Source organism: Cupriavidus oxalaticus, from assembly GCF_038900635.1.
Taxonomy (GTDB): Bacteria; Pseudomonadota; Gammaproteobacteria; order Burkholderiales; family Burkholderiaceae; genus Cupriavidus; species Cupriavidus oxalaticus_B.
In genome coordinates this window covers 64,673-88,893 of record NZ_JAYMRX010000002.1, presented here as the reverse complement: position 1 = coordinate 88,893, position 24,221 = coordinate 64,673, and the positions used below count along the sequence as shown (strand labels likewise).

The following is a 24,221-nucleotide window of genomic DNA, read 5'->3' as shown; positions in this document are numbered from 1 at the left end:
CGCCGGAATGCTTCAGGCAGCCGCCTGTGCCCGCGCCGTGCGCAGCGTGCCGACGCTCAGCACGGCGAGGGCAAGCAGGATCAACACCACCGCGTACAGCGTCTGCGGCGCGATCAGCTCCCCGCCCAGCCAGGCGCCCATCGCCAGCGCCACCGGCGGATTGACGTAGACATAGCTCGCCGACAGCGTCTGGCTGACCGTCGCCACCAGGTACATATAGGCGGAGAACGCCACCAGCGAGCCCGCCACCACCAGGTAGACCCAGGCCCAGCCGGCTTGCGCGCTGATCGACGACAGCGAGGCCGGCCACGGCTCCTGCCGCAGCGCCGACAGCGCCATCAGCACCACCCCGCCGATCAGCATCTCCTCGGCAAAGGCCGCAGCGCCCGGCGGCAGTTCAAGCCGGCGCACCAGCTGCGAGCCGAACGACCAGCTCGCCACCGCCAGCATCAGCGCCACCACGCCGCCCGTGCTGACGCGGAACTCCGCCCCCGCGGTCAGCACCAGGATGCCCGCGCTGCCGATCGCGATCGCCACATATTCATACCACTTGGGGCGCTGGCCGAAGCAGGCTGCCCAGATCAGGGCAAAGATCGGCATCGAGCCAATCATTACCGTGGTCGCGCCCGACGAGATGGTCTGCTCGGCAATCGCGGTCAATCCCATGCCGCCTACCAGCAGGAACAGCGCCGGCACCGCGCAATTGCGCAGCTGCCGCCACGACGGCATCGGCGTGCCTCGCCACGCCAGCCACGCAGCCAGCAGCAGGCCCGCGCAGAGAAAGCGCGTACCCGTCATGAACAGCGGCGGAAAGCTCTCCAGCGTAAAGCGGATCGCCAGGTAGGTCGTACCCCAGACCACGTAAGTGATCAGCAGGCAGATAAGGACAAGCGGGGGCATGGTCGCGGACGGTTCTGCAAAGGCATCCAAGATAGCCTCCGGCAGCGCCGCGACAAAATGAAAAGGTCTGGCAAGCCTTGCCAAAGTTGCTCACAAGGCACGTCGACCGCGAAGCGAGCGGGCAAAACAAAACCGGCCGCGTCTTGCCCATTGGGGCGCGCGTCTGGCCGGTTCTACAACGCAGCCACAGGGGCCGCGGGTACTGCAATACCGCTGGAAACTGCTTAGCCGTTGGCGTAGACCACCTTGGCCTTGCGGGCCTGGGACTGCAGGCGGGCGATGACTTCCTGCACTGCGGCGATGGCGCGCTTGGCGTCGTGCACGAAGCCCAGGCTTTGCTTGCCGAGCTCACGCTCGATGAGGTCACGTTCCAGTTGATCGGTCAGCTTGATGTCGGATTGGGTGTTCATGGCTTCCTTCCTTGCTTGCTTTCGAGGGATTACCCTCATGGGGTTTTCCCGAATTGTAGCAAAGGAATTGTCGCAACGCAGCATTAGGTAATAGTGCGTATGCGGGAAAGCAACGGCTTTGGGACAGTTACGCGTAGCGGAGCTCGGAGTCGATCTGGCACTTGCCAACCAGAAAGCGCCGCATGAGTCCCAATGCGGCGGCACATTCGTGGTTTGAGTGACTGTTTCGACGACTTGTTGCAATGCTGGATCGCGCTTATCCAATTGCGCAAATATCTTTCGCTTCGAAATCGCAAGGATCAACCCGCGTGCCAGCCGACAGGACACCGGGCCCTCCAGCGGCCACCTTCGCCAGCATGGCTGCCGGGAGCGAAGCGGAGCGGGTGCATCTGACGGTCCGCGACTCAGGCGGCGGCTTTCCCGCTGGAGATACCGAGCGGCTCAGGGCGACAAGCAAAGGCAGAAGCTCCTGCTCCCTGGGTGTCAGGGTTTCGTACAGCTATGCGGATAGCGATAAGCCTTTCGATGGCTATGAACCGAAGACTATCGCCACATAGCCCGGGAAATCCAGGCCGAAGAACGGCGTCTCGATGGTCGCCAGCGACAACGCCCGTCCGTTGGACAGGTACGCCAGTGCAACCGAAGGCGGCCCGCCGAGATCGTGACTCAGTATGTGAAACTTGTCCACGCCCTCTGCCGCCAGCAGCTCTAGCATGCCTGCGGGAGTTGCTGGAATATTCGGCGCCTGCGGACCGCCAGCATTTCAAGCCTCGTGCGATCAGATGCCCGCCGGGCGCCTCCACCATCGCCAGGGTCAACTCGGCATCAGGTACGCCGACAACGCTGTCCAGGAATTCGCTTGGCGGATAGGGTGATTGCGGGTAACGAGTCGAAAACCGAGCACATCCTTCGCGTACAACCCCACCGCCCTTCCGGAAGAGGAGGTGCAGCAGTACGTGACGCAGATGCGTCAGCCAGGCAACCTGCGCGCGAGCCTCAATCATTACGGTTATATCCCGCAGATGGCCGAGCAGACGGCGGAACTCGCCAGGAACAGTCCCGGAAGAAATGCCGCAGGTACTGCTCCTCACATCCCTCCACGAGGAATCGCGTGATGTCCATGTTCATGTGCATGCCCAGGTGCCAGTACGGCACGCGTGGGTCCCACCCAGAACTTCAGCGATTCATCGAGTGAGGCGACGGTGAAACCAGTGTGATCGGCGCGAGTGATACCCGCAGCGCCAGACAGCGGCGTTTGACTTGCGTGCATGATGTCCCCCTGTCAGCTATGGGACGTCCAGAATGCGCCAAGTTGCTCAATGATGAACGCCGGCTTTTCTTCGAATACCCAATGCCCGCACTCCTCGATCACGCCGCCCTGCGCAGACACCGAGATGGCCTTGGCGCAATCGAAGCAGTGATCGCCAAACGAGGAGCGGCCGACCTTCAGCTTGATTTCAGAATTTTTGATGGACGCATTGCTGTTGGATCGCATCCATGCCGCACCTGACAGCCTAAAATCCCGACAAAAGACGGTGAAAAATATTTGAATTTTTTTTTGCCCTTCTGCGTAACCCAGGCAGCACTATCATGACTACGACAACTATTTCCCAATTGAACCTGCGGCAGGGCCCCGTTCTCATTATTGCTGCTCTCTTGATTGGCGGGATACTGAAGGTTGGCGGCTACGCGCTGATTGTTGCGTTATTTTCCTGAACTTCAGGATGCCCAGACAGGCGGCCCCGCAACTACCGGTGGCCTGGATGACCGTGTTGCGCGGGCAAGACGGGACGCTGGTCACTGGTTGGTACTCATGGTGCGCTGGACTCACCTCGGTACCTCGGTACTGCTCCTCCTCGGTAGTGCTTCTTGATGGCCGTCACCTCAAAGCGCTGACAAAAGTACACGCCCGGCGCTATCAGTCCTGCTGAGTTGCCACCCTGCGTCGCCCGCTGGTATGGAGGACGATCCGACAGCGTGCAGCCCCGGCAAGCCCGAGTATCCGCTTTCCAGGCGGACCGCGATCCTCCCACCGCCAGCATCCCGGCTATTGTGGTCAGCACGAGCCGCTCGCAAGACTGCCTCGCGGCCGCCGCCTCCTCGCCGGCCTCGACGAAGCCGATCGGGAACAGACATTCGCCCCCCATCTCCTACGACCGCCGGGCAATGTGCCTTCACATACCGTGAAATTGTTAAATATTTTGAATGACATGTTTCGCAATGACGGGCGAAGTACCGGCGTTCGACGCCTATCATCCTTTCTGTGCAAGGCGATAGTAATTCGATTTTTTTAATCGATACGCCATGCAAAATCCAATACGGAGCACTATCATGACCGCCACCACCTCCCCCTCCACCCTGGCCACCCCGAGCGCCTCCCACCTGTACCCCGTCGGCCGCGCCCTCCTGGGTTCCATTTTCCTGATCTCGGGCGCCTTGAAGATCGTGGGCTTTGCCGGCACTGCGGCCTGGATGGCCAGCGCAGGCCTACCCTTGGCCAGCGTGTTGCTCGTGATGACGATTGCCATCGAGATTGGCGGAGGCCTGACGTTGATCACTGGCTGGAATGCGCGGTGGGGGGCGCTGACCCTGGCGCTGTTCCTGGTCCCGGTTACGCTGATCTTTCACGGCTTCTGGAGTGCAGATGCTGCAAACTTCCAGAACCAGCTCAACCACTTCCTGAAGAATGTGTCGATCCTGGGCGGTATGCTGACGGTGTTCGCACTGGAATCGTCGCGCCAGCAAGCAAAGAGCCTTTAATCCGGGCTCTGCGCAAGGGACGCAGTTGACAGCGTCCCTTGCAGGGAACCGGCAGGTCCCACCTTCAATCCCTCTGGCGCAGTTCTCTCCACGCTTTCCGAAGTGGGCTGACTTGCGGGAAGCGGAGAACCTGCTGGATCCGCTGGCATGGGGCTGGTGGGTCATCACGGTCACGGGCGCAACGGGCCTGATCGGCGAACTGGTCCCCCGGCGAACCTTCGGCCGTCGTCTTGTTGAGTAGTGAGGTGAATCGAGGGCGAACTATCCGGCGCAGTGACCGGGACGCTCCGCGCGGAGCCTTCGTCCGAACGCCATGCCAAGAACAGGAAGCACGACGGCAGCCGCAAGGAACAGGCAACGTTCCCCGAGCACGGCTACCACTTCCGCCGCAACGCCCATTCCGATCGCCTGGCCAAGGAACAGGCTCGCGGCAAACAGTCCGATCGCCGTACCGCGCGCGTGCGGCGACATCTGGGTGGCCTCGGCCTGCAGCGTGTTGTGCAAGCTATAGAAGCCGAGCCCGCCAAGGAAGCAGCCGACCACGCTCCATTCCCAACGCGGTCCAATGGCCACGATGACGAATGCGGACCCCAGCAACACGCCGCCGAGGCTCGCGATCTGCCCGATGGCAAGGCGTCCGAGCAATACGCGGGACAGCGCGACATAGGTCAGCCCGCCCACGCCATACATCGCCATCACCGCACCAGCGGCACCAAGGCCAAGCCCGAAACGGGCGTGCAGGTAGGCCGGGACGAAGGCCAGGCTGGTCAGCGTGAACAGGCCTTCGATCGCCGTGACCGCGAGGACCAGCTGTGCCCGTGGCACCTCGATCACCGCTCTGAACTGTGCCCTGTAGGCGCGTCGCGCCGCCACCTCGGGTGCCCGGCCAGGGGCTTGCGCCTGCACCAGCAGGGCGGCGAATCCGGCTCCGGTTGCCAGTACGCCGAATACGACGCGCCAGTGCCACAGATCCGCGATGAGCCCGGATACCCACTGGCCGCCGATCATGCCGCCGATGGTCGCCAGCAGGAAGTGCGCAAGAACCTGCTGCCTGGCCCTCACCGGCACCGAGTCGCCGATCATCGCCATGCTCGTCGGGATGACGCCAGCCGCCGCGGCGCCGGCAAGACCCCGGGCCAGCGCGAGCGAAGCCATGGTCGGGGCGAGGGTCGCCATCATGTTCGCGACGCAGCACGCCATCAGTGCCATGGCGATGACGCGCCCCTTGCCGAAGCGATCGCCGAGCGGTCCATAGACGAGTTGCATGACACCGTAAGCCAATACAAAGGCGGAAATGGACCATGCCGCCACGCCGACGGACACGCCGAATTCGGCCGACAGCGCAGGAAGCATGGCATCGCAGGCGCGCATGGAGGCCATGCTCATGGCTGCCGCAACGGCGAGAGGCCAGAACAGTTTCACTCCGCCACCCTCGCGATCGGGTAGACCTCCTGCGGCTTCGCAATCACGAACACGGCGCATGCCGCCACCAGCGCGGGCACGGCCAGCAATCCGAAGACGTCGCCGAAACCCCAGCCAAGCCCAAGCAGGCCGGCGCCGATGAAGGATCCCGTCACGCCGCCGATGCGCCCGATCCCCTGCATCCACGCGACGCCGGTGGTACGCGCCTCGGTCGGATAGAGGCTCGCGGCATAGGTCGACATCGAAGTCGCCGCGCTCGTCACGAGTGTTCCGCACAGGAAGAGCGAGATGCCCAGGAACTGCGGATGGTCGACGCAGCGCCCCACCGCGATGACCAGCACGGCGGCCAGCATGTAAGCCACGACGATCGTGCGGTTGGCGCTGAAGCGATCCATCATCCAGCCCGCGGCCAGGTTCCCGAGCAAGCCGCCGAGCGGGAACAGCGATGCGAGGAGCGCGCCACGTTCGACGCTGAATCCAGCCTCGCGGAACAGTGTCGGCATCCAGTTCGTCATCAGGTAGTAGATCACCAGGCCCATGAAGCACGCCAACCACAGCAGGAAGGTGCGCCTGCGGTATCCGGCCGACAGGATCAGTGCGAGCGCCGAGGCCTTTCCGCTCTTGCCGGCCAACGCCACCGGCGCGACGAACGTGCAGTGTTCGAGCGATTGCCGGGGATCGATGCGCTTCAGGATTGCCGCGATCCGCTCGCGCGCGCCGGCCCGCACCGCCAGGAACTGAGCTGACTCGGGAAGCAGTGCCAGCAGCAGCACCGCAAGCCCCAGCGGAGCGATGCCGCCAGCGGTCAGCACGCTGCGCCAGCCAAAGTGGGGAATCAGCCAGGCCGATGCCGCGCCGCCCGCCACCAGTCCGCATGAGAATCCGCAGTACATCGCGTTGACCGTCAACGAGCGAAGACGCGCCGGCGCGTACTCCGACATCATCGTGATGGTCGTGGGCATTGCCGCGCCGAGGCCGAGCCCGGTCAGGAACCGGAGCACCGTCAACCCGACGATGGTCTGCGCGTGGGCGGCAACCAGCGTCCACGCCCCGAAGCACGTGACCGCCGCCACCAGTACCGCCTTCCGGCCGATGCGATCCGCCACAGGTCCCGCGAAGATCGCGCCCAGGCTCAGGCCGGCGAGCGCGGCGCTCATCACGACACCGAGTTCGCCGCGGGCAATGCCCCATTCGTGCGCCAGCGACGGCGCGATAAAGCCGATTGCGGCCGTGTCGTAGCCGTCAGCCGCCACGACGAGGAAGCAGAAGGCAAGGACCAGCCATTGGCAGGGAGAAAAGCGTGCGGTGTCGATGAAGGACTGCACGTCGATCGTTCGGGATGCCTGTTTCATCGTTGTCTCCTGAATGCGTGGGCAGGCGCTGTCCGCGCCCGCCTCCTTTATGGAAGGTCAGGCGGCGAGATAGCCGCCGTCGACGGGAAGGGTCACCCCTGTGACATAGGTGGACATCGACGAGGCCAGGAACAGCACTGCTCCAACCAGTTCTTCCGGCTTGCCGACGCGGTTCATCGGCACGCGGCGCATGAAGCGTTCGAGCTTCGCCGGGTCCGAGCGCGTCGAGACGGTCATCGGAGTTTCGATGACGCCAGGTGCAATGGCATTGACACGCACGCCATCGGCTGCGAGATCGGCCGCCAGCGACTGGGTCAGCATCTTCACCGCCCCCTTCGAGGGCGAGTAGCCGAGCGTATCGGGCTGGCCGGAGAACGACGCGATGGACGCGACATTGACGATGGCGCCCCGCGTCTGGCGCAGTGCCGGCAGCCACGCGTGGCAGACGTTGAACGTGCCCTCGTAGTTCACCCTCATCACCTGCTGCAGGTTGTGTAGCGCATTCGCGCTGTCGATGCCCTCGCGAATCAGGATGCCGGCGTTGTTCACCAGCACGTCGACGGGGCCCACGCTTTCAGTGATCGCGGCAGCGACTGCGCGGCACTGGCCGGCGTCGGTCACGTTCAGTCCACAGGCGCGCGCCGCATGTCCGCGGGCGTCGATCATGGCGGCGGTCTCGTGGGCATTGGCTTCGTTCATGTCGGTGACGACGACTGTGGCGCCGGCCTCGGCGAGACCGATGGCGATGGCACGGCCGTTGCCCTGGCCGGCGCCGGTAACGAATGCGACCTTCCCGGTCAGCAGTTGGGGAATCATCATGATGGTGAGCGGAAGAATTTCAGGGTGAGCGCCGCCACGCGGCCGCCGCAGGGCGGTCGCGGGACGACAGGAACCGGAATGGAAAATCAGTGCATGGCCAGTGGCGCGCGCCCGGCTGTGGCGGTGGCGGTGGCAGCCGCAGCCGGCTTCGGGCGAGCGACGTGCGCATGATCGGCGATGTGGTTGCCCGCGACGTAGCCGAAGGTCAGCCCCGGGCCAAGCGTGATGCCCGCGCCGCTGTACTCGCCGCCCATGATGCTCGCGGCATCGTTACCGGCGGCGTACAGCCCGGCGATCGGCTCGCCGTCGCCCGAGACGACCTGGGCGTGCTCGTTGGTGCGGATTCCCATGAACGAGCCCAGGTCGCCCGGGACCAGCTTGAGCGCATAGAACGGTCCCGTTTCCAGCGGCGCGACACAGGGGTTGGGAGAGTGCAGCGCATCGCCCTGGTAGCGGTTGTAGGCCTTGCTGCCACGGCCGAACTCGGGGTCGCGGCCGAGCTGTGCGGTCTCGTTGTACTGGCGGATGGTTGCGGCGAGCGTCACCGGATCGACACCGATCTGCCGCGCGAGCGCCTCGACGGTCTTGCCGCGCTTGAGGTAGCCGTTGCGCAGATGCGGGCCCAGCGGCATCGGGAACGGCTTGACGAAACCGAGCCCGTAGTGGCGGATGGCGGCGTGGTCGGCAACCAGCCAGCACGCCGTCTCGGACTTGCCCTTCGAGGCCGCGATCATCGCCTGCACGAGATCGTGGTAGGAGTTGGCCTCGTTGGCAAAGCGCCTGCCGTCCAGGCTGACCGCGATCACGCCCGGTTTCGCGCGGTCGATGAAATGGGGCATGATGCCCGTCGTGCCGTCCTTGCGCGGCACCAGCGACATGGGCGTCCATGCGGCGGCGTTCGAGAGGGACTTGTCGAACATGCCGCCGGCCTCCTCGGCCATGCGCACGCCGTCCCCCACGTTGGTCTGGGGCGTCGGCGAGAAGTGGCCGTGACCGGCCTGTACGTGGGGATAGGTGTCCTTGCGGCGCGCGAGGTCGTGCGGGAATCCACCGCTGGCCAGCACGACACCGAGGCGCGCCCTCACGTTGACCGCCTGCCCACTGCGCTCCAGCACCGCGCCCGTGACCTGGTCGCCATCCCGCAGCAATCGCACGGCGGGCGACGACAACCAGACCGGGATCGACAGGTCCGCCGCCGACTTCGCCAGCCGCGCGGCCAGTGCGTTGCCGTTGGTCAGTGTCATCCCTCGTCCATACTTCATCACCTCGAGAAAATGCCGGGTCAGGCGCTTGGTGACGTACCACGCGGACGCGAGCGAGCGCGTGACGCGCATGAAGTGGACAATCTCCTTGCCCGAGCCAATCGTCACGCCGAAGACCGTCAACTCCGGCAGCACGGGACCGAGCATCTCCAGCAGCGGGCCGAGTTCGCGTGCGTCGTAAGGGCGGGTCACCATCGAGCGCCCGCCTTGCGCGGCGCCGGGTGCTTCGGCGTGGTAGTCCGGGAAAGTGAGCGGCATGTCGAACTGGACCGCGGTCTTCGACATGAAGAACGCGATGGCCTTCGGGCCGTTCTCCAGGAAGGCGCGCACCCGCGCCTCGTCGAACCCGGCCCCGGCCTGGTTGCGGATATAGGTCAGCGCCTGGTCCGGCGATTCATGGTGACCGTAGGCCTTGGCCAGATGGGTGTTGGGCACCCAGAGCCAGCCGCCCGAGCGTGCGGTGGTCCCGCCGTAGTAGCTCGCCTTCTCGGCCACGATCACCTTCAGTCCCCGGCTGGCGGCGGTAATGGCCGCCGACATGCCGGCGACGCCCGATCCGATGACCAGGACGTCACATTTTTCCTCTTGCAGTGTAGACATCGACTTCTCCGTTCAAGTTGCGGGCGGTTGGCCGTGAAACCGGGCGTCGCCATGTTTGCTAGATTAGAACTAGCGAACTTGAAATGATCTACACGTTAACCCTACGCTTGTTCGCTAGATAATATCTAATGCTATACTGCGCGCACTATCCATCTCATGGCAGGGACGTACCGTGGATCACACCGAGCCGGCACCCGAGCGCGAGCGTCGCGGCATACAGTCGATCGAAGTGGGGGGAGAAATCCTGAAGGTGCTGGCCTCGGAGGCCAGGCCGATGGCGCTGCGCGATCTCGTGCGCGCGGCCAACATGCCGTCGGGCAAGATCCATCCGTATCTGGTGAGCTTCGGGAAGATCGGGCTCGTCGCCCAGGACCCCGTGACGGGTCATTACCTGCTCGGCCCCATGGCGATCCAGCTTGGGCTGACGAGCCTGCAGACGCTCAACCCCATCCGCGAGGCTACGCCGTTCGCGGAGGCGTTGTCGGAAGAAACGTCACACGCGGTCGCGCTGGCCGTGTGGGGGAACCTGGGACCGGTCATCGTGCGGCTGATCGATGCGTCCTATCCGATCCACACGAACATCCGCACAGGGACCGTCATGTCGCTCGCCAATACGGCGACCGGAAGGGTCTTTTCGGCGTTCCTGCCACGCCAGTTCACCGAAAAGCTGCTGCTGGACGACCGCATCCGGCTCGGCCCCGATATCGCGCACCCGCTCGAGGCCGGCGTGGTGGAGGAAATGATCAGGGAAGCGCGGGACCGCCACATGTCCCGCAGCGTCAACCATCCCACGCCGGGGATCGTCGCCTTTTCCGCGCCCGTATTCGACTACTCGGGAAATATTGCGTTGACGATCACCATCATGGGACCGACCGGCACGGTCGATACCGATTGGGAGGGCCCTGTTGCCCAGGCGCTCGCCAACTGTGCGCAGGCAGTTTCGAAACGCCTAGGGTACCGGGCCTCATAGGCGTGCACGGCGGGTGGAAGGGCCCAAGCTGGTAGAACGCTGTCTAACCTGATGCGGCCCCAAGTCCAATGTTCCCCGGGGTCATTTCGCAGTTCGACAGCGGCAACCTGGCTTCAGGGGACTGCACCTGATCGAGACGTTGAGCGTACCGCGAGCACTTTGAGCCTTTGGTCGCCCGGGCTTATGCCTTGTTGATGAGGTCGAGCGCGACGTCGACAATCATGTCTTCCTGGCCGCCGACCATGCGGCGCTTTCCCAGTTCAACGAGGATGTCGACAGTCTTGAGGTTGTACTTCTTCGCGGCCACTTCCGAGTGGCGCAGGAAGCTCGAATACACGCCGGCGTAGCCCAGTGCCAGAGTTTCGCGGTCGACGCGGACGGGGCGGTCCTGCAACGGACGCACCAGGTCGTCGGCGGCGTCCATCAGCGCATAGAGATCGATGCCGTGTTCCCAGCCGAGCCTGTCGGCGGCGGCGATGAAGACTTCCAGCGGCGTGTTGCCGGCGCCGGCGCCCATCCCGGCCAGCGAGGCGTCGATGCGGTCGCAACCTTCTTCCACGGCCACAATCGAGTTGGCCACGCCCAGCGACAGGTTGTGGTGGGCGTGCATGCCGGTCTGCGTTTCCGGATTGAGCACTTCCTTGAAGGCGCGGAAGCGGGCACGCACGTCATCCATGCCAAGAGCGCCGCCGGAGTCGACCACGTAGATCGTCGTCGCGCCGTAGCCTTCCATCTTTTTGGCCTCGACTGCCAGGCTCTCCGGCGTGGTCATGTGGCTCATCATCAGGAAGCCGACGGTATCCATGCCGAGTTCGCGGGCGCGCTCGATGTGCTGGCGGGACACGTCCGCCTCGGTGCAGTGGGTAGCGACGCGCACGATGCGGGCGCCGGCCTTGCAGGCGTTTTCCAGGTCATGGATGGTGCCGATGCCGGGCAGCAACAGCGTGGCGATCTGTGCGTGCTGGATTTCGCCGGCCACGGCCTCGATCCACTCCAGGTCGGTGTGGGCGCCGAAGCCATAGTTGAAGCTGGAGCCTTGCAGGCCGTCGCCGTGGGCCACTTCGATGGAATCGACCCCGGCCTTGTCGAGCGCGCGGGCGATGTCCTTGACGTTCTGGATCGAATACTGGTGGCGGATAGCGTGGCTGCCGTCGCGCAGCGTGACGTCGGAAATGTAGAGCTTCTTGCCGGGGTTGAAAGGCATGGCGGGTTCCTCAAGCGGTCAGTACGGACTGCGCCATGCGCTCGGCGGTGGCCAGCGCGGCGGAGGTCATGATGTCGAGATTGCCGGCATAGGCAGGCAGGTAGTGGGCGGCGCCTTCGACTTCCAGGAACACGGATGTCTTCAGGCCGCTGAACTTGCCGAGGCCCGGGATGTTGAGCGGCGCGCTGGCAGGGATCTCGTCGAACTGCACCTTCTGCTTAAGGCGGTAGCCGGGCACATAGGCCTTGACGGCAGCGGCCATTTCTTCGATGGACGCTTCCACTTCGGTCCGGTTGGCGGCTTCGCTGAGCACGTAGACGGTATCGCGCATGATCAGCGGCGGCTCGGCCGGGTTCAGGACGATGATGGCCTTGCCTTTAGCGGCGCCACCGATCACTTCAATGGCCTTCGACGTCGTTTCGGTGAACTCGTCGATATTGGCGCGCGTGCCAGGGCCGGCGGACTTGCTGCTGATCGATGCCACGATCTCGGCGTAGTGCACCTTCGCCACGCGGGACACGGCCGCCACCATGGGGATGGTGGCCTGGCCGCCGCAGGTGACCATGTTTACGTTGAGCGCGTCCAGGCGTGCGTCCAGGTTGACCACGGGCACGCAGTAGGGGCCGATGGCCGCCGGGGTCAGGTCGATCATGCGGATGCCGGGCTTCGCTTCGCGCAGGCGGGCGTCGTTTTTGACGTGGGCTCCGGCGGAGGTGGCGTCGAACACCACGTCGATCTCGTCGAACACCGGCAGGCCGACCAAGCCTTCCACGCCTTCATGCGTGGTCGCCACGCCCATGTGCGCGGCGCGCGCCAGGCCGTCGGAGGCCGGGTCGATGCCGACCATGGCGCCCATCTCCAGGTGCTTGCCATGGCGCAGGATCTTGATCATCAGGTCCGTGCCGATATTGCCGGATCCGATGATCGCGGCCTTGAGTTTGCGGGTAGTCATGGGTGGGGATTCCTTATTCGGTAAACGTCGCACGGACGCTGCCGAGTCCTTCGATCTGCGCCGTGAACGTGCCGGGCCGCGTGACGGCAACCATGGGGCCGAGCGCGCCGGTCAGCAGCACGTCGCCCGCGCGCAGCGGGGTGCCGAGCCGGACCATGCGGTTGGCCAGCCAGACCGCGGCATTCAGCGGGTTGCCCAGGCAGGCGGCACCGCTGCCGCGCGAGAGCAGTTCGCCGTCCCGGGTGAGCGTCATCGCGCAGGCGGTGAGGTCGATGTCGCGGAGCGAGACCGGCCGGCTGCCCAGTACGAACATGGCGCTCGACGCGTTGTCCGCCACGGTGTCGACGAAGCGGATGTCCCAGCCCTGGATGCGGCTGTCGACCACCTCGATGGCGGCCAGAGCATAGGCGGTGGCGTCGATGATGTCGGCGAAGGTGTGCTGCTCGTGCGTGAGGTCGCGCGCCAGCACGAGGGCGATCTCGGCCTCGACCTTGGGCTGGATCAGACGCGACAGCGGCATGGGCTGGTCATCGCCATAGGCCATGCCCGCAAACAGCGCGCCGAAGTCGGGCTGGTCCACGCCGAGCTGCTTCTGCACCGCCAGCGAGGTCAGGCCGATCTTGCGGCCGACGATGCGCTCGCCGTTCGCCACGCGGGCGTCGACGTTGGTCTGCTGGATGGCGTAGGCAGTGGCCATGTCATCCTGTGCGATTTCGCCACGAATCGGCCCGATTGGCTGACGCGACAATTCGGCCGCGTTCAGCCGCCCGGCGATAGTAGTCAAGAGCTCTATTTCAGGCATCGAAAATTGCATTTCTTGGTTGAGGAAGCGGAGGCAGCCGCAGTCCGATCAAGGGCTGGGCTGAACCTTGCGATTACAAAGACAAAGGAAATATGGCACGAACCCAGAGCGCACTTCCTTGTGCGCGATTGCGGACTCCCGTTTCGAATTCGTACTTGAGCGTCGCAAACCATCCCTTGCCGCTGTCATACTTGATCGACGGCCCGATGGCCCAGGCTCTCCCCTTGTTGTTTGGGACAATGTTTCCAGCCTGTTTGTCCTCGGTAGTCTGCTGATAGAAATACCCACCCGCGCCGACAACCCATCCGGCCCCGATTCCATAGCCCACTGCGTAGTCGATGATCAGTTCCTGCCCGGATCGGTAGTCGGTGTCGCGATTGATCATGTTGAACGTGTACATGACCTTCATGTCCCCGTTGAATCCTTCCGGGTCAATGTAGGTGATACCGAAGAGAGGCTGAACTGCCCAGTAGTTCCGTCCGATATTGGCAAGGTCGTTCTTGTTATAAGCCCCGGTGGGGAGAAACAGATCGACGCCCAATACGGTATGGAGATTGGGGCCATGGTGCCAACCCAGTGCCGTGCCAAGAGTCATGTCGCCGATACCAGTCTTGCTTTGACTGGCGGCAGCGGTCTTGACCTCCAGATTGACGAGCGGAAGCACTCCATGGAATGCGAGTGATCCGCCCATCAATTGCTGGTTGGTTACCCAGACCAGACGAGGCACAACGGCGGTCGACCGGACTCGGAATCCGGGAATGGGCACTTCATTGCCATCATTGCCGCGGAGGGAATCCGCCGAGTAGTGCTCGCCATAGGCAAGGCCATAGACGCCCGGGGGCGGCAGCGCACAGCACGAGAAATTCTCAGCGCCGACGGGGTAAATTGAGCCGCCGCCTTCGGTCGCGATGGCAAGGCGAGGCAACAGGTTTGCCGCCAAAAAAATGGTGAGGGCAGCAAGGACTTTCTCAATACGCATGAACTTGTCTCCGTTTACAACTTTGTATTTTTTCGTTGTGTGAACCAAATTGATTTCTGCTACTGAGGCGCTCCCGAACAGGAATCGCATACATCTCCAGTCCGTAATGCCTGTAACCGGATGAAGCGATCGCCTGCATTCTCAAAAATCGAAAAAGCGCTGCCCCGCCCCCCTGGATGGGGAGCTGAGGACATACTTCCTTTTTCTCTGACGTCAGCCGATTACGCCAGTCAAGACCGGGATGGATGTCGGATAAAGGTATGTCGTTGTGTACCTGAATCCGTTATGACCCATCGCGTATCGACCTGATGATGGGAAGCGCGGTTCAACTGTCAAAGCGCAGGCACGTTGAGATTGCCGCTGGCCGCAGCGACGATCTTGTCCTGGCGCACGACAACGACGTCCACGTCTTCCTTTTGCATCCAGGCAATGAGTTCGCCGTTGATGTCGAACACGTCGTCGTCGGCTTGCGCTCGCTGGTCGGCCGACCGCACCGCGATGAACGTCGCGCCCAGCATTTCCCACGCGGCTTTCTGCTCGGCATCGAGCTTGCTTGCCGGATCCGTGTTTGCCCCCAGCACGATCAGACCGTTGCCGGTAAGTTCGTCGAGCAGGCCGACCTGTCCCTTGCAGTTGGCCGCGCGCGGCTGCGGCAGAAATTTGCCGACGACGTCCTTGCTGCCTTTGCCTTTCTGCAGCCAACCTTGCTGATAGTGGGGCGGACGCAGCACCATTGGCAGGTCGCCGGTGGCGCGCTCTTCCTCCATCATCGCAGCGACCTGCTCATCGCTGAGTTCACGCTTGATGATCATGCCGAGGCCGACCGAGATGTTCGTGTAACGCGCGACGTCCGGCGCGCGTTCCTGCTCGTAGGTGTCGAGCAGATCTTCCGGAAGGCGACCCTCCAGCACCTCGACCAGCTTCAGGCTGGCATTCTGCGCATCGCGCATGCCGGACTGCATGCCGCTGCCGGCCCATGGCGGCATCAGGTGTGCGGCATCGCCGCACAACAGTACGCGGCCGACGCGCCAGCGCTCCGCATGACGTACGTGATGGTTATAGAAAGCGTGCTGATGAATCTCGACTTCATTCTCGGTCACGCCAAGCGAATTGAGGAGCCTCCACAACTGGTCGTGGCTCTGGAAGTCGGCGTCGCTCTCGTCCGGATTCAACGGAAATTCCCAGCGATGGTTGCCAAGGCCCAGCGGAATGTCCACCACCGGACGGCGCGCGTCCGACCAGAACGTATGCATATGGCGGTTCGGCCACCACCGCTTGACGCGGCAATCGATCACCACCCAGCGCACCGACAAGGTATCGCCGATCAGCTCAACACCAAGTTCCTGGCGGGTTCTGCTGGACCCGCCATCGCACGCCAGCACATACTTCACGCGAATGGTTTCGGTCTCGCCGGTAGCAAGATTGCTCATCCCGATGGTGACGCCACCCTCGTCTTGCCTGAGCGTGGTCATTTCGCGTTCATAGCGGACGTCGACGTTGCTGTAGCGCTCCACGCCTTCCCGCAGCACGCGCTCCATTTCCGGCTGGTAGAGGCAGTATGCCGTGGCATAGCCGTAGATGCTGGACGGGAAAGGCATCCACGTCAGCTCTCGCCCTTCGTAGTCGACCCAGCGGAGTGAATGCATGCCATCCATCACCGCCAGTTGCTGCTCGGCCAGGCCAAGATCCTGCACGATGCGCATCGTCCAGTCATTCACCGTCACTGCGCGGGCACGGGCATAGATGTCCTTGAAGCGCTCGATGGCGATGGTCTTGACGCCGCGCTTGCCCAGCATATTGGCGGCTACCACGCCGCTGGGCCCATAGCCGATGATGGCGACGTCAGCGTCGTATTTCTGATTCGTCTCAGTCATTCTTCAGGAACCCCAAAACGGTCTTGTTGAATTCGTCCGCGTGCTCCCACTGCGCCCAGTGGCCGCACTGTGGCATGACGAAGAGTCGTGCACGCGGAATCTGCTTCATCAGCACGAAACCGGTATCCAGCGGCATGACGCGGTCTTCGCGCCCCCAGATGATCAGCGTTTCATGGGGAAGCCTGGCCATGCGCGGATCGCGCCACAGTTCTTCCAGCACCACGCCGGGACCCATGCGCATCGGCGGGTTCTCGATAATGCGCTGGTCCATCGCCGCCTCGAGGCGCTGGGCCATCAGTTCTTCCGTGATCTGCGAGGGGTCATAGACGAACTGGTTGATGAAGCCTTGCAACCGCTCCATCGACGGGCCGGGGCCATCGTAAAAGCTCACGAGAGTCTTGATGCCTTCGGTCGGGAGCACGGAGGTGACTGGCGTACCGCCGCCGGGTCCCATCAGGATCATGCGTTCCACGCGCGACGGGCTTTCCATGGCGATCTTGAGCGTGATCGCGCCGCCAAGGGAGTTGCCGACGAAGTGAGCCTTCTCGATGCCGAGGTAATCGAGCAATTCGACGATCTTGTCCGCCCACCAGCCCGGAATCGGCGTTCCCGCTGGCTTCATGTCGGATTTGCCGAATCCCGGCAGGTCAGGAACGATCACGCGGAAGTGCTTCGCCAGGGCTTCGATGTTGCGGATGAAGTTGGCGCGACCGCTGGCGCCGGGCCCGGATCCGTGGATCAGGATCAAAGCCGGCCCCTGGCCCACATCGTCGAAATGCAGCTTGATGCCGCCGAGGTCGGCGATCTTCATGTCAGGCATTGGCATGGGCGCGCTCCTCCGGGTTGATGGTCAGCTCGTGGCCCCAGATGCTGATGGAATCGTGACGTTCCACGGTCCAGGTCGCGTCGTCAATTTCGCGCGCTCCCCAGCCGAACTCCAGTTCCCACCTGGAGGGCGACAGCATGTAGAAAGAGGTCATGTGGTCGTTGGTGTGGCGGCCGAAGTCCCAGGCAATCGGTACCCCGGCTTTCCTGGCGCGATCGCGCGCCAGTCCGACATCATCGAGATGATTGGCCTGCAGCATCAGGTGGACGATTTTCTTTGCGCCGGGAACGCAGGCAAACGCCAGCGTGTGGTGGCGCGGATTACAGTGCATGAACGTCACGTTGGCATGAATGCCCGGGGCCGGCTGGAACTCGATGTAGTCGCTCAGGCGGAAGCCGAGCTTGCTCCAGAAGGCTTGATAGACCTCCGGATCAGGCACGGCGATGACGATATGACCCATGCCTTGTTCGCCGGTGACGAAGCCTTTCACACCGGCGGGCGACACGAACGGACGCTGGAATATCCGCGTCCCGCCGTAGAACACCTCCACCGTGACGCCTGCCGGATCGACGAAGGTCGCCAACTCGACCACGCCACGCTGCCTGGCCAGCGCTGCATCCTTCGTGTACTTCACGCCTTGTGCATCGAGCGCCGCCAACGCGTTGGAGAACGCGACCGGCGTAGATGTCTCGAAGCCGACGGACTTCACGTCATCCGAAGGGCCTTGTTCGACACGAATGCGCCAGGCGCGGTCGTCGATCCGCAGTTCGAGCGCGCCTTCCACTTCGTTGCACTCGACACCCAGTATGTTTCGCGCGTAGTCAGCCCACGCCTTGAGGTCGCTCGCTTCGACGACCACATAACCCAATGCGGAAATTGCCATACGTTTCCTTGTCCCCTTGATTGCTGGTTTGTGCACCGATGCTTTTCACACTTCGGAGCGGCGCTCTTTACGCAACCACCGTGCCATCGCACGATTGCTGCATCGCACACAGCCACGCTTTTCCTGGAATCGCGCGGATTAACGACGCGATGCAGATTCGGCACGCGTCGTTATCCCGCATCGCAGCAATTCTGTGGGTAGTGGTGTCCCTATTGAAAATTCACAGGCGACGTCGAAAAATAGACGGCCACTGAAAAATTTTGCGGGCCGCGTGAACGAGGCGCCGGGCGCCATCGGGGCGCAGCGAGACAGGGCAAGCCATAAGAATGAATCTGGAGACTGGAGTGCAGAGCATCTACCCAAGTCCGACATTGCCGGACGCACTAATCGAGGCGAGGCTCAAGTTCAGCGCCGAGCGCGCTGAAATCATCCTGGGTGACCAGCGGATGATCCTGATGCATACCGCGTCACTCCATGACTTGCGCAGCGAACTGATCGCGTCGCTGGGCAGCCAGACGGCACGTACCCTGCTGACTCGCATAGGGTTTTCCACCGGCACGCGCGACGCTCAGTTGGCGTTGCAACTGCATACACCGGAGGAGAGCATTTTCGATCTCCTTTCGCGTGGCGGGCAGCTGCATGCACTGCAGGGCGTCGCGCTGGTCGAGTTAGTCAGTGCGGACCTTGATATCGAAAAGGGCCTCTGTTCACTGGAGTTCCTGTGGAAGCACTCGTTCGAGGACGAGCACTACGCGGCGCAGGACAACGCGCAGACCACGCCGGTGTGCTGGCTCGAGACTGGCTACGCGAGCGGCTACCTCAGCGCCTGTGTGGGCAAGCTGATCATTGCGCGCGAAATAGAATGCCGGGCAATGGGCTTCGACGCGTGCCGCGTGATCGCGCGGCCGGCAAGCGAGTGGGAAGATGCCGAAGCGGATCTCCAGTTCCTGAAAGCGCCGGTACTTCGCGAAGCCCTTGGGTTGAAGACACGTGGCGACGCGAGCAAGCACCGGAGCGCCCTCGCCGCGCTTGAACAGTCAAAGAGCCGCTCGGACGTGGTGGGTCTTTCGCCGGCGTACCAGGCCGTCGTTGGCAAGATCAATCGTGTTGCCGGAACGGGCGCCACGGTGCTGCTGCTCGGCGAGAGCGGCGTCGGAAAGAGTACTTTCGCGCGGCTGCTGCACGAACAGAGCCGGCGAGCCGGCGGCCCGTTCGTCGCCATCAACTGCGCCACGATTCCCGAAACACTGATGGAATCCGAGCTGTTCGGCGTTGAACGCGGGGCATTCACCGGCGCAGACGCCGCGCGTGCCGGACGCTTCGAGCTGGCCGAAGGCGGTACCTTATTCCTGGATGAGGTCGCCACGCTCCCACTCATCGCGCAGAGCAAGCTGTTGCGCGTGCTCGAGACCGGGCAGTTCGAGAGGCTCGGCAGCGGCACGGCGCGCCAGGCCAACGTGCGCATCATCGCCGCAACGAACGATGATCTGTGGGCGGCGGTTTGCGCGGGACGGTTCCGTGAGGATCTGTTCTTCCGTCTACACGTGTTTCCGATCGAGATTCCGCCGCTACGTCAGCGCAAGGAAGATCTCCCGATCTTGATTGAGCATTTCATGCAACGCTTTGCCGAGGCCTATGGCCGAGACGTGTATGGCCTGACCCCCGAAGCCATGTCGTTGCTGCTCGGCTATGCATGGCCCGGCAATATCCGGGAACTCTCCAACGTGGTCGAGCGCGCTGTGATCCTCGCCGAGGATGGCCGCGCACTCGATGCAGTACACGTCGTCCTCATGAAGGATTTGGCGCGCGAAAGAATTGACACCTCGACGCGGGTTGCGCCTGTGTCCCGGCATGCGCCGGCAGTCCCGGAGTCGCCGGAGAAGCCTGCGCCTTCGCTCGCGGAGATTGTTGGCGGCCTGATGAAAGATCGCGGCCTGACGCTCGAGGGGATGGAGAACACCATGGTCGAAGCCGCGATCGAACATGCGGGTGGCAACATGTCACGCGCCGCGGCGTTGCTCGGAATCTCCCGGGGTCAGTTACTCTACCGGCGCAAGCGCCTGTAGTGCGATGCTCGATAAAGATGGAACGCCTTGTTCAGCCTCCCGACACGGTGACGCCATAGCGGATCGTTGCGATCAGGCGGGATTCTCCTGCCGCAATGGCTTACCCCGCGCCCAGCATCAACGTCGACGAGGCCGAAGCGACCAAACGCGCAGGCGCATCCACTGGCATCAGCACTGATTGCGCGAAGGCAACTGCGCTGCCCTTGCGCTCGATCCGGCCGACGGCCAGGTAGTCTCCACGCGGCGCCGGACGCAAGAAAGCGGTCGCAAGATTGACCGTCGCGCAAGTCCGTCCGTCTGGCAGTGCCGCAAGTACGGCGAACGCCATGGCGAAATCGAGCATCGCTGAAACGGCACCACCCTGCAGCACGCCTGCGCCCTGAATGAACAGGGGTTCCGGCGAAAACGAAAGCGTCACGGCGCCCTCCTCGTCGATGCGTACCAGCCTGGCACCCAGCGCGATAGCCATCGAGTTGGAATCCACGGGGCACGGTGTGTCCGGCCGGGCCTGGAAGCGCCGGATGACGGCTTGATCTGTATTCGGCTGCACCATTGGTTCTCCAGGCTAGTGTGTCCGCTCATCCAGCACGTGCCGGGCGATAATTTCCTTCATGATTTCTGAAGTCCCTGCGTAGATCCGTTCGATGCGCGCATCGACGTAAGCTCTCGCGATGGGAAACTCCGCCATGTAGCCATAACCACCGTGCAGTTGCAGGCAGGCATCGACCACGCGACCCAGCATCTCGGTGTGCCACAGCTTGCCAGCGGATGCCGAAGCCGCGTCGAGCCGCCCTGCGAGATGCAGCGCTACGAGTTGGTCGCAATAGGCGCGGCCGGCCTGCAATTCGGCAAAGATGCCAGCGAGGCCGAAGCGTGTGTTCTGGAAGCCGCTCAGCGCCTGCCCGAAGGCCTTGCGCTCGCGCACGTAGTCGCGTGTCCATGCCAGGGCAGCTTCGGCACGCGCCTGACACTGTACCGACACAAGCAGGCGCTCCTGCGCCAGCCCTTCCATCAGATAGCGAAACCCTCCGCCAATCTCACCAAGAACGTGACTTTCCGGAATTCGCACGTTCTCGAAGAAGAGCTCTGCCGTATCCTGGGCGTGCTGGCCAATCTTATGGAGATTGCGGCCGCGCGAGAAGCCGGCCATGTCCGCCTCGACGACCATCAGCGAAACGCCACGCGCCCCTGCTGCCCTGTCAGTCTTGCACGCCACCACAATCACGTCGCTGTGATGGCCGTTAGTAATGAAAGTCTTCTGGCCATTCATCACCCAGTGGCTGCCCTGCTTCTCCGCACGTGTGCCGATGGCTGCCACGTCGCTGCCCGCGCCCGGTTCCGTCATGGCAATGGCGCCAATCAGGCTGCCGTCGGCCATTCCGGGAAGTAGCCGCTGCTTCAGTGCATCGGCGCCATGCCGGACAATATACGGCGCAACGATCACCGAGTGCAGCGGGAAGCCAGGGCCCGTCGCTCCCACGCGGCCGAGTTCTTCACTCACGATGAAGTCGAACAACAGGTCTGCGCCCGGCCCGCCGAGCGCTTCGTTGATCCAGCAGCACAGCATGCCGTTTGCACCCGCCTGCCGCCACAGCTCGCGCGGCACCTGATGAACGGCAGCCCAGTCCTCATGATAGGGAACGATTTCGCGCTCGCAGAAGCGCCTGACCTGCTCACGGAACGCGTCGTGCTCCGCGCTGAACAGTGTGCGCGGTAGGATGTGCATAGTGATGTCTCCGGTAATCGATATGATCCGCGCCTGACAAGTGTGCTGGCGGATGACGAGCGGATGATGTAGTGCTCAGGATATAATGTCAACAAACATTGACAAACAAGGAAGGTAATTGAAGAAGACTCGGAAGCCATTCCTGCGCGATCTCTTGCTTGCAAGGATGGAATGGATGGAAGCGCGCGTCATGGAGGGTGCACAGCGCAACGGCTATGGCGAGGTGACGCCAGCCATGAACAAGATGTTTGCCCATATGGTGGGGCCACCGGTAAGCCTGTCAGAACTCGCACGCCACCTGGCTGTATCGCGCCAGGCCGTCCACCAACTCGCCAACGAGGCTGCGCGGCTGGGGCTGGTCGAATTTGTGCCAAGCGAGCTGGATGGCCGCGTCAGGCTGCTACGCTTCACTGAAAAGGGCTGGACGATGTCGGCGGTGGCTGCAAAGGACTTCGAGTCGGTCGAAGACGAACTCGCAAAGCGGATCGGTAACGACGATCTGGCAACGCTGCGCAGGATCCTCGGAAAGGCGTGGTCGGAGGACGAACAGGCCTGACTGGTACCACCACTCACACAATCCCACGGGAAATCCCCAATCCGAAATGTTGTCAGGGTAACTTGACAAATATCGGTCTCCACCGAAGAATGACGGAATCGTCAAGGTACATTGACATTCAGATCCGTGACGCCGGGATGAACCGGTGCGCTGATCGTCCGGCAAGGAGACCATGGACCCGACCGAATTTGAGGCGTGCCGCCGCAACCGCGCCCTCCAGGCGCTACCGTGCACGATGATGGATCGGCCCCTGCGCGTGACAGACGTCATGCGCAGGGCCGAGCAATTGTTCCCGACGCGCGAGATTGTCACCCGCACGGCGCCAGGCGTAATTTCGCGTCGCACCTATGCCGATGTCGCCCTGGAAGCGCGGCGCCTGGCCACAGTCCTGGCGGAACGTGGAGTGCAGCCGGGCCAACGGGTGGCCACCCTGATGTGGAATCACGATCGCCATCTGGCCGCCTATTACGCGGTGCCCGCACTGGACGCGGTACTGCATCCCATCAATCCCCGTCTGTCCGCGCAGGAAATCGCCTATATCATTGCCGACGCCGGCGATGTCGCCCTGCTCATCGACGAGGACCTCCTCCCGCTCTGGCGGGAGGTGCACGGGCTGGTGGCCGTTCCGCTGGTCATCGTGCACGGCGACGGCATGGCCGCGCGCACTGCCGGGTTGCCCCGCTGGCAGGATCTGGTGCGCGACGACGTAGTGCCGCGCGCCTGGCCGTCCACTCCCGTCGACGAAACCGCACCGGTTTCAGTCTGCTACACGTCCGGAACCACCGGCCGGCCCAAGGGCGTGGTCTATTCCCACCGCTCCATCCTTCTGCATGGTCTCGCTGCCTCGCTGCCCGACGCATTTGGCATCTCCGGGCGAGATACCCTGATGCCGCTGACGCCTATGTTTCACGTCAACGGATGGTCCATGCCTTATACCGCCGTGCTACTGGGGGCGAAACTGGTGCTGACTGGCGCCCGGCCATCGAGCCGCGACATCCTCGACCTGCTCGACAGCGAGCGCGTCACGGCCACGTTCGGTGTCCCCACTGTCTGGACCGACGTGCTCGCCGCTGTCGATGCCGCCCCCACCCGCTGGCGACTGCAGCCAGGTCTGCGCATTTATGCAGGCGGCTCGGCGCCGCCGCCAGAAATGTTCCGCCGCTTCGACGCATTAGGCGTCTGGCTGCAGACCGGCTGGGGCATGACGGAGTGCTCGCCGATCGGCACGCAGACCTGGTTGCGTCCCGAGTACGACGGCGCAGACGCCGCCCAACGCCTGCAGATCCGCTGCAGCAACGGCCTGCCACTGCCCTTCATCGAGATACGCCACGTCGGCGACGCTGGAGACGCTCTGCCGTGGGACGGCAAGGCACTGGGCGAACTGCAGGTACGCGGACCCTGGGTGACTTCAGCCTATGTCGGTATTGCGGGTCCTCTGCCGGCAGTCAGCGACGATGGCTGGCTGAAGACGGGGGATATTGTCCGGATCTCGCCCGACGGCTATCTGTGGCTCGTGGACCGGCTTAAGGATCTGGTGAAGTCCGGCGGCGAATGGATCAGCTCCATCGACATGGAGAACGCCTTGTGCGAACACCCCGACGTACTGGAAGCCGCAGTCATCGCCGTGCCGGATCCGCACTGGAGTGAGCGTCCCCTGGCGCTTGTAGCCCCGCGCGCGGGTGCATCGCTCACCGGGCAGCAGCTTCGTGAGCACCTCCTGAACCAATTCCCGAAATGGATGGTGCCTGAGCACATCGAGATCGTCCCGGCTCTGCCGAGGACGTCAGTCGGCAAGATCAACAAGCTGGCGCTTCGGCAGCGTTACACCGGGACCTAGCGAGTCCCTACCCGGACGGAC

At 63.4% G+C, this 24,221-nt stretch carries 23 protein-coding genes; 6 read left to right on the top strand and 17 right to left on the bottom strand.

All coding sequences use genetic code 11. The features are described from left to right. Window positions 1-12: 12 nt before the first annotated feature. From VSR71_RS04685 to VSR71_RS04670, 4 genes are all read right to left on the bottom strand, one after another. Complete coding sequence (locus VSR71_RS04685; protein WP_342912755.1) at window positions 13-900, bottom strand: EamA family transporter; 888 nt, start codon at window positions 898-900, stop codon at window positions 13-15. 224 nt (window positions 901-1,124) lie between these two features. Then, window positions 1,125-1,310, bottom strand: coding sequence for a hypothetical protein (locus VSR71_RS04680; RefSeq protein ID WP_135702917.1), 186 nt, complete (start codon window positions 1,308-1,310; stop codon window positions 1,125-1,127). Window positions 1,311-1,839: 529 nt separating this feature from the next. After that, window positions 1,840-2,025: a hypothetical protein gene (locus VSR71_RS04675; RefSeq protein ID WP_342912754.1), complete on the bottom strand. Its 186-nt coding sequence runs from the start codon at window positions 2,023-2,025 to the stop codon at window positions 1,840-1,842. 567 nt (window positions 2,026-2,592) lie between these two features. Continuing rightward, window positions 2,593-2,805 carry an alpha/beta hydrolase gene (locus VSR71_RS04670; RefSeq protein ID WP_342912753.1) on the bottom strand — a complete coding sequence of 71 codons (213 nt, stop codon included), beginning with the start codon at window positions 2,803-2,805 and terminating at the stop codon, window positions 2,593-2,595. A 95-nt stretch (window positions 2,806-2,900) separates the two neighbouring features. On the opposite strand from VSR71_RS04670, the gene VSR71_RS04665 reads away from it, so the two are divergent. Next, window positions 2,901-3,026 carry a hypothetical protein gene (locus VSR71_RS04665; protein ID WP_342912752.1) on the top strand — a complete coding sequence of 42 codons (126 nt, stop codon included), beginning with the start codon at window positions 2,901-2,903 and terminating at the stop codon, window positions 3,024-3,026. 615 nt (window positions 3,027-3,641) lie between these two features. Next, window positions 3,642-4,070, top strand: coding sequence for a DoxX family protein (locus VSR71_RS04660; protein WP_342912751.1), 429 nt, complete (start codon window positions 3,642-3,644; stop codon window positions 4,068-4,070). A 261-nt stretch (window positions 4,071-4,331) separates the two neighbouring features. On the opposite strand, the gene VSR71_RS04655 is transcribed toward VSR71_RS04660, so the two are convergent. The 4 genes from VSR71_RS04655 to VSR71_RS04640 form a co-directional block, all read right to left on the bottom strand. Beyond that, window positions 4,332-5,492: an MFS transporter gene (locus VSR71_RS04655; protein ID WP_342912750.1), complete on the bottom strand. Its 1,161-nt coding sequence runs from the start codon at window positions 5,490-5,492 to the stop codon at window positions 4,332-4,334. Beyond that, window positions 5,489-6,844: an MFS transporter gene (locus VSR71_RS04650; RefSeq protein ID WP_342912749.1), complete on the bottom strand. Its 1,356-nt coding sequence runs from the start codon at window positions 6,842-6,844 to the stop codon at window positions 5,489-5,491. The genes VSR71_RS04655 and VSR71_RS04650 overlap by 4 nt, the downstream gene beginning before the upstream one ends. A 57-nt stretch (window positions 6,845-6,901) precedes the next feature. Further along, complete coding sequence (locus VSR71_RS04645; protein ID WP_342913121.1) at window positions 6,902-7,660, bottom strand: glucose 1-dehydrogenase; 759 nt, start codon at window positions 7,658-7,660, stop codon at window positions 6,902-6,904. Window positions 7,661-7,749: 89 nt separating this feature from the next. Further along, window positions 7,750-9,525, bottom strand: a complete 1,776-nt coding sequence (locus tag VSR71_RS04640) for an FAD-dependent oxidoreductase (protein ID WP_342912748.1) — start codon at window positions 9,523-9,525, stop codon at window positions 7,750-7,752. Between the two features lie 172 nt (window positions 9,526-9,697). Here VSR71_RS04640 and VSR71_RS04635 point away from each other — a divergent pair, with 172 nt between their 5' ends. Next, complete coding sequence (locus tag VSR71_RS04635; RefSeq protein WP_342912747.1) at window positions 9,698-10,495, top strand: IclR family transcriptional regulator; 798 nt, start codon at window positions 9,698-9,700, stop codon at window positions 10,493-10,495. A 181-nt stretch (window positions 10,496-10,676) separates the two neighbouring features. Here the strand turns inward: VSR71_RS04635 and dmpG are convergent, their stop codons facing one another. The 7 genes from dmpG to VSR71_RS04600 all read right to left on the bottom strand — a co-directional run bounded on the left by dmpG (window position 10,677) and on the right by VSR71_RS04600 (window position 18,015). Further along, window positions 10,677-11,699 carry a 4-hydroxy-2-oxovalerate aldolase gene (gene dmpG, locus VSR71_RS04630; RefSeq protein WP_342912746.1) on the bottom strand — a complete coding sequence of 341 codons (1,023 nt, stop codon included), beginning with the start codon at window positions 11,697-11,699 and terminating at the stop codon, window positions 10,677-10,679. A gap of 10 nt (window positions 11,700-11,709) precedes the next feature. Next, window positions 11,710-12,651: an acetaldehyde dehydrogenase (acetylating) gene (locus tag VSR71_RS04625; RefSeq protein WP_342912745.1), complete on the bottom strand. Its 942-nt coding sequence runs from the start codon at window positions 12,649-12,651 to the stop codon at window positions 11,710-11,712. Between the two features lie 13 nt (window positions 12,652-12,664). Further along, window positions 12,665-13,453, bottom strand: coding sequence for a 2-keto-4-pentenoate hydratase (gene mhpD / locus VSR71_RS04620; RefSeq protein ID WP_342912744.1), 789 nt, complete (start codon window positions 13,451-13,453; stop codon window positions 12,665-12,667). Between the two features lie 73 nt (window positions 13,454-13,526). Beyond that, window positions 13,527-14,522, bottom strand: coding sequence for a SphA family protein (locus tag VSR71_RS04615; RefSeq protein ID WP_342912743.1), 996 nt, complete (start codon window positions 14,520-14,522; stop codon window positions 13,527-13,529). Window positions 14,523-14,764: 242 nt separating this feature from the next. Beyond that, window positions 14,765-16,306 (bottom strand): bifunctional 3-(3-hydroxy-phenyl)propionate/3-hydroxycinnamic acid hydroxylase, encoded by a 1,542-nt coding sequence (locus VSR71_RS04610; protein WP_342912742.1) that lies wholly within the window; start codon window positions 16,304-16,306, stop codon window positions 14,765-14,767. Continuing rightward, on the bottom strand, window positions 16,299-17,117 hold the full coding sequence (locus VSR71_RS04605; protein WP_342912741.1) for an alpha/beta fold hydrolase: 819 nt from the start codon (window positions 17,115-17,117) through the stop codon (window positions 16,299-16,301). The genes VSR71_RS04610 and VSR71_RS04605 overlap by 8 nt, the downstream gene beginning before the upstream one ends. A gap of 1 nt (window position 17,118) precedes the next feature. After that, on the bottom strand, window positions 17,119-18,015 hold the full coding sequence (locus VSR71_RS04600; protein WP_342912740.1) for a VOC family protein: 897 nt from the start codon (window positions 18,013-18,015) through the stop codon (window positions 17,119-17,121). 344 nt (window positions 18,016-18,359) lie between these two features. On the opposite strand from VSR71_RS04600, the gene VSR71_RS04595 reads away from it, so the two are divergent. Next, window positions 18,360-20,081: a sigma 54-interacting transcriptional regulator gene (locus VSR71_RS04595; RefSeq protein WP_342912739.1), complete on the top strand. Its 1,722-nt coding sequence runs from the start codon at window positions 18,360-18,362 to the stop codon at window positions 20,079-20,081. 100 nt (window positions 20,082-20,181) lie between these two features. Here the strand turns inward: VSR71_RS04595 and VSR71_RS04590 are convergent, their stop codons facing one another. Together VSR71_RS04590 and VSR71_RS04585 are read right to left on the bottom strand one after the other, a co-directional pair. Further along, a complete protein-coding gene (locus tag VSR71_RS04590; RefSeq protein ID WP_342912738.1) occupies window positions 20,182-20,634 on the bottom strand; it encodes a PaaI family thioesterase in 453 nt (150 codons plus the stop codon). A gap of 12 nt (window positions 20,635-20,646) precedes the next feature. Then, complete coding sequence (locus VSR71_RS04585; protein WP_342913120.1) at window positions 20,647-21,801, bottom strand: acyl-CoA dehydrogenase family protein; 1,155 nt, start codon at window positions 21,799-21,801, stop codon at window positions 20,647-20,649. A 181-nt stretch (window positions 21,802-21,982) separates the two neighbouring features. On the opposite strand from VSR71_RS04585, the gene VSR71_RS04580 reads away from it, so the two are divergent. Continuing rightward, window positions 21,983-22,363 carry a MarR family transcriptional regulator gene (locus VSR71_RS04580; RefSeq protein ID WP_342912737.1) on the top strand — a complete coding sequence of 127 codons (381 nt, stop codon included), beginning with the start codon at window positions 21,983-21,985 and terminating at the stop codon, window positions 22,361-22,363. 172 nt (window positions 22,364-22,535) lie between these two features. Beyond that, on the top strand, window positions 22,536-24,200 hold the full coding sequence (locus VSR71_RS04575) for a long-chain-fatty-acid--CoA ligase (RefSeq protein WP_342912736.1): 1,665 nt from the start codon (window positions 22,536-22,538) through the stop codon (window positions 24,198-24,200). Window positions 24,201-24,221: the final 21 nt, after the last annotated feature.

Bases quoted from the DNA above. Each gene is read 5' to 3' on its own strand.
- VSR71_RS04685 (WP_342912755.1), bottom strand. From the start codon at position 900: ATGCCCCCGCTTGTCCTTATCTGCCTGCTGATCACTTACGTGGTCTGG.
- VSR71_RS04680 (WP_135702917.1), bottom strand. From the start codon at position 1,310: ATGAACACCCAATCCGACATCAAGCTGACCGATCAACTGGAACGTGAC.
- VSR71_RS04675 (WP_342912754.1), bottom strand. From the start codon at position 2,025: ATGCTAGAGCTGCTGGCGGCAGAGGGCGTGGACAAGTTTCACATACTG.
- VSR71_RS04670 (WP_342912753.1), bottom strand. From the start codon at position 2,805: ATGCGATCCAACAGCAATGCGTCCATCAAAAATTCTGAAATCAAGCTG.
- VSR71_RS04665 (WP_342912752.1), top strand. From the start codon at position 2,901: ATGACTACGACAACTATTTCCCAATTGAACCTGCGGCAGGGCCCCGTT.
- VSR71_RS04660 (WP_342912751.1), top strand. From the start codon at position 3,642: ATGACCGCCACCACCTCCCCCTCCACCCTGGCCACCCCGAGCGCCTCC.
- VSR71_RS04650 (WP_342912749.1), bottom strand. From the start codon at position 6,844: ATGAAACAGGCATCCCGAACGATCGACGTGCAGTCCTTCATCGACACC.
- VSR71_RS04645 (WP_342913121.1), bottom strand. From the start codon at position 7,660: ATGATTCCCCAACTGCTGACCGGGAAGGTCGCATTCGTTACCGGCGCC.
- VSR71_RS04640 (WP_342912748.1), bottom strand. From the start codon at position 9,525: ATGTCTACACTGCAAGAGGAAAAATGTGACGTCCTGGTCATCGGATCG.
- dmpG (WP_342912746.1), bottom strand. From the start codon at position 11,699: ATGCCTTTCAACCCCGGCAAGAAGCTCTACATTTCCGACGTCACGCTG.
- VSR71_RS04625 (WP_342912745.1), bottom strand. From the start codon at position 12,651: ATGACTACCCGCAAACTCAAGGCCGCGATCATCGGATCCGGCAATATC.
- mhpD (WP_342912744.1), bottom strand. From the start codon at position 13,453: ATGCCTGAAATAGAGCTCTTGACTACTATCGCCGGGCGGCTGAACGCG.
- VSR71_RS04615 (WP_342912743.1), bottom strand. From the start codon at position 14,522: ATGCGATTCCTGTTCGGGAGCGCCTCAGTAGCAGAAATCAATTTGGTT.
- VSR71_RS04610 (WP_342912742.1), bottom strand. From the start codon at position 16,306: ATGACTGAGACGAATCAGAAATACGACGCTGACGTCGCCATCATCGGC.
- VSR71_RS04605 (WP_342912741.1), bottom strand. From the start codon at position 17,117: ATGAAGATCGCCGACCTCGGCGGCATCAAGCTGCATTTCGACGATGTG.
- VSR71_RS04600 (WP_342912740.1), bottom strand. From the start codon at position 18,015: ATGGCAATTTCCGCATTGGGTTATGTGGTCGTCGAAGCGAGCGACCTC.
- VSR71_RS04590 (WP_342912738.1), bottom strand. From the start codon at position 20,634: ATGGTGCAGCCGAATACAGATCAAGCCGTCATCCGGCGCTTCCAGGCC.
- VSR71_RS04580 (WP_342912737.1), top strand. From the start codon at position 21,983: ATGGAAGCGCGCGTCATGGAGGGTGCACAGCGCAACGGCTATGGCGAG.
- VSR71_RS04575 (WP_342912736.1), top strand. From the start codon at position 22,536: ATGGACCCGACCGAATTTGAGGCGTGCCGCCGCAACCGCGCCCTCCAG.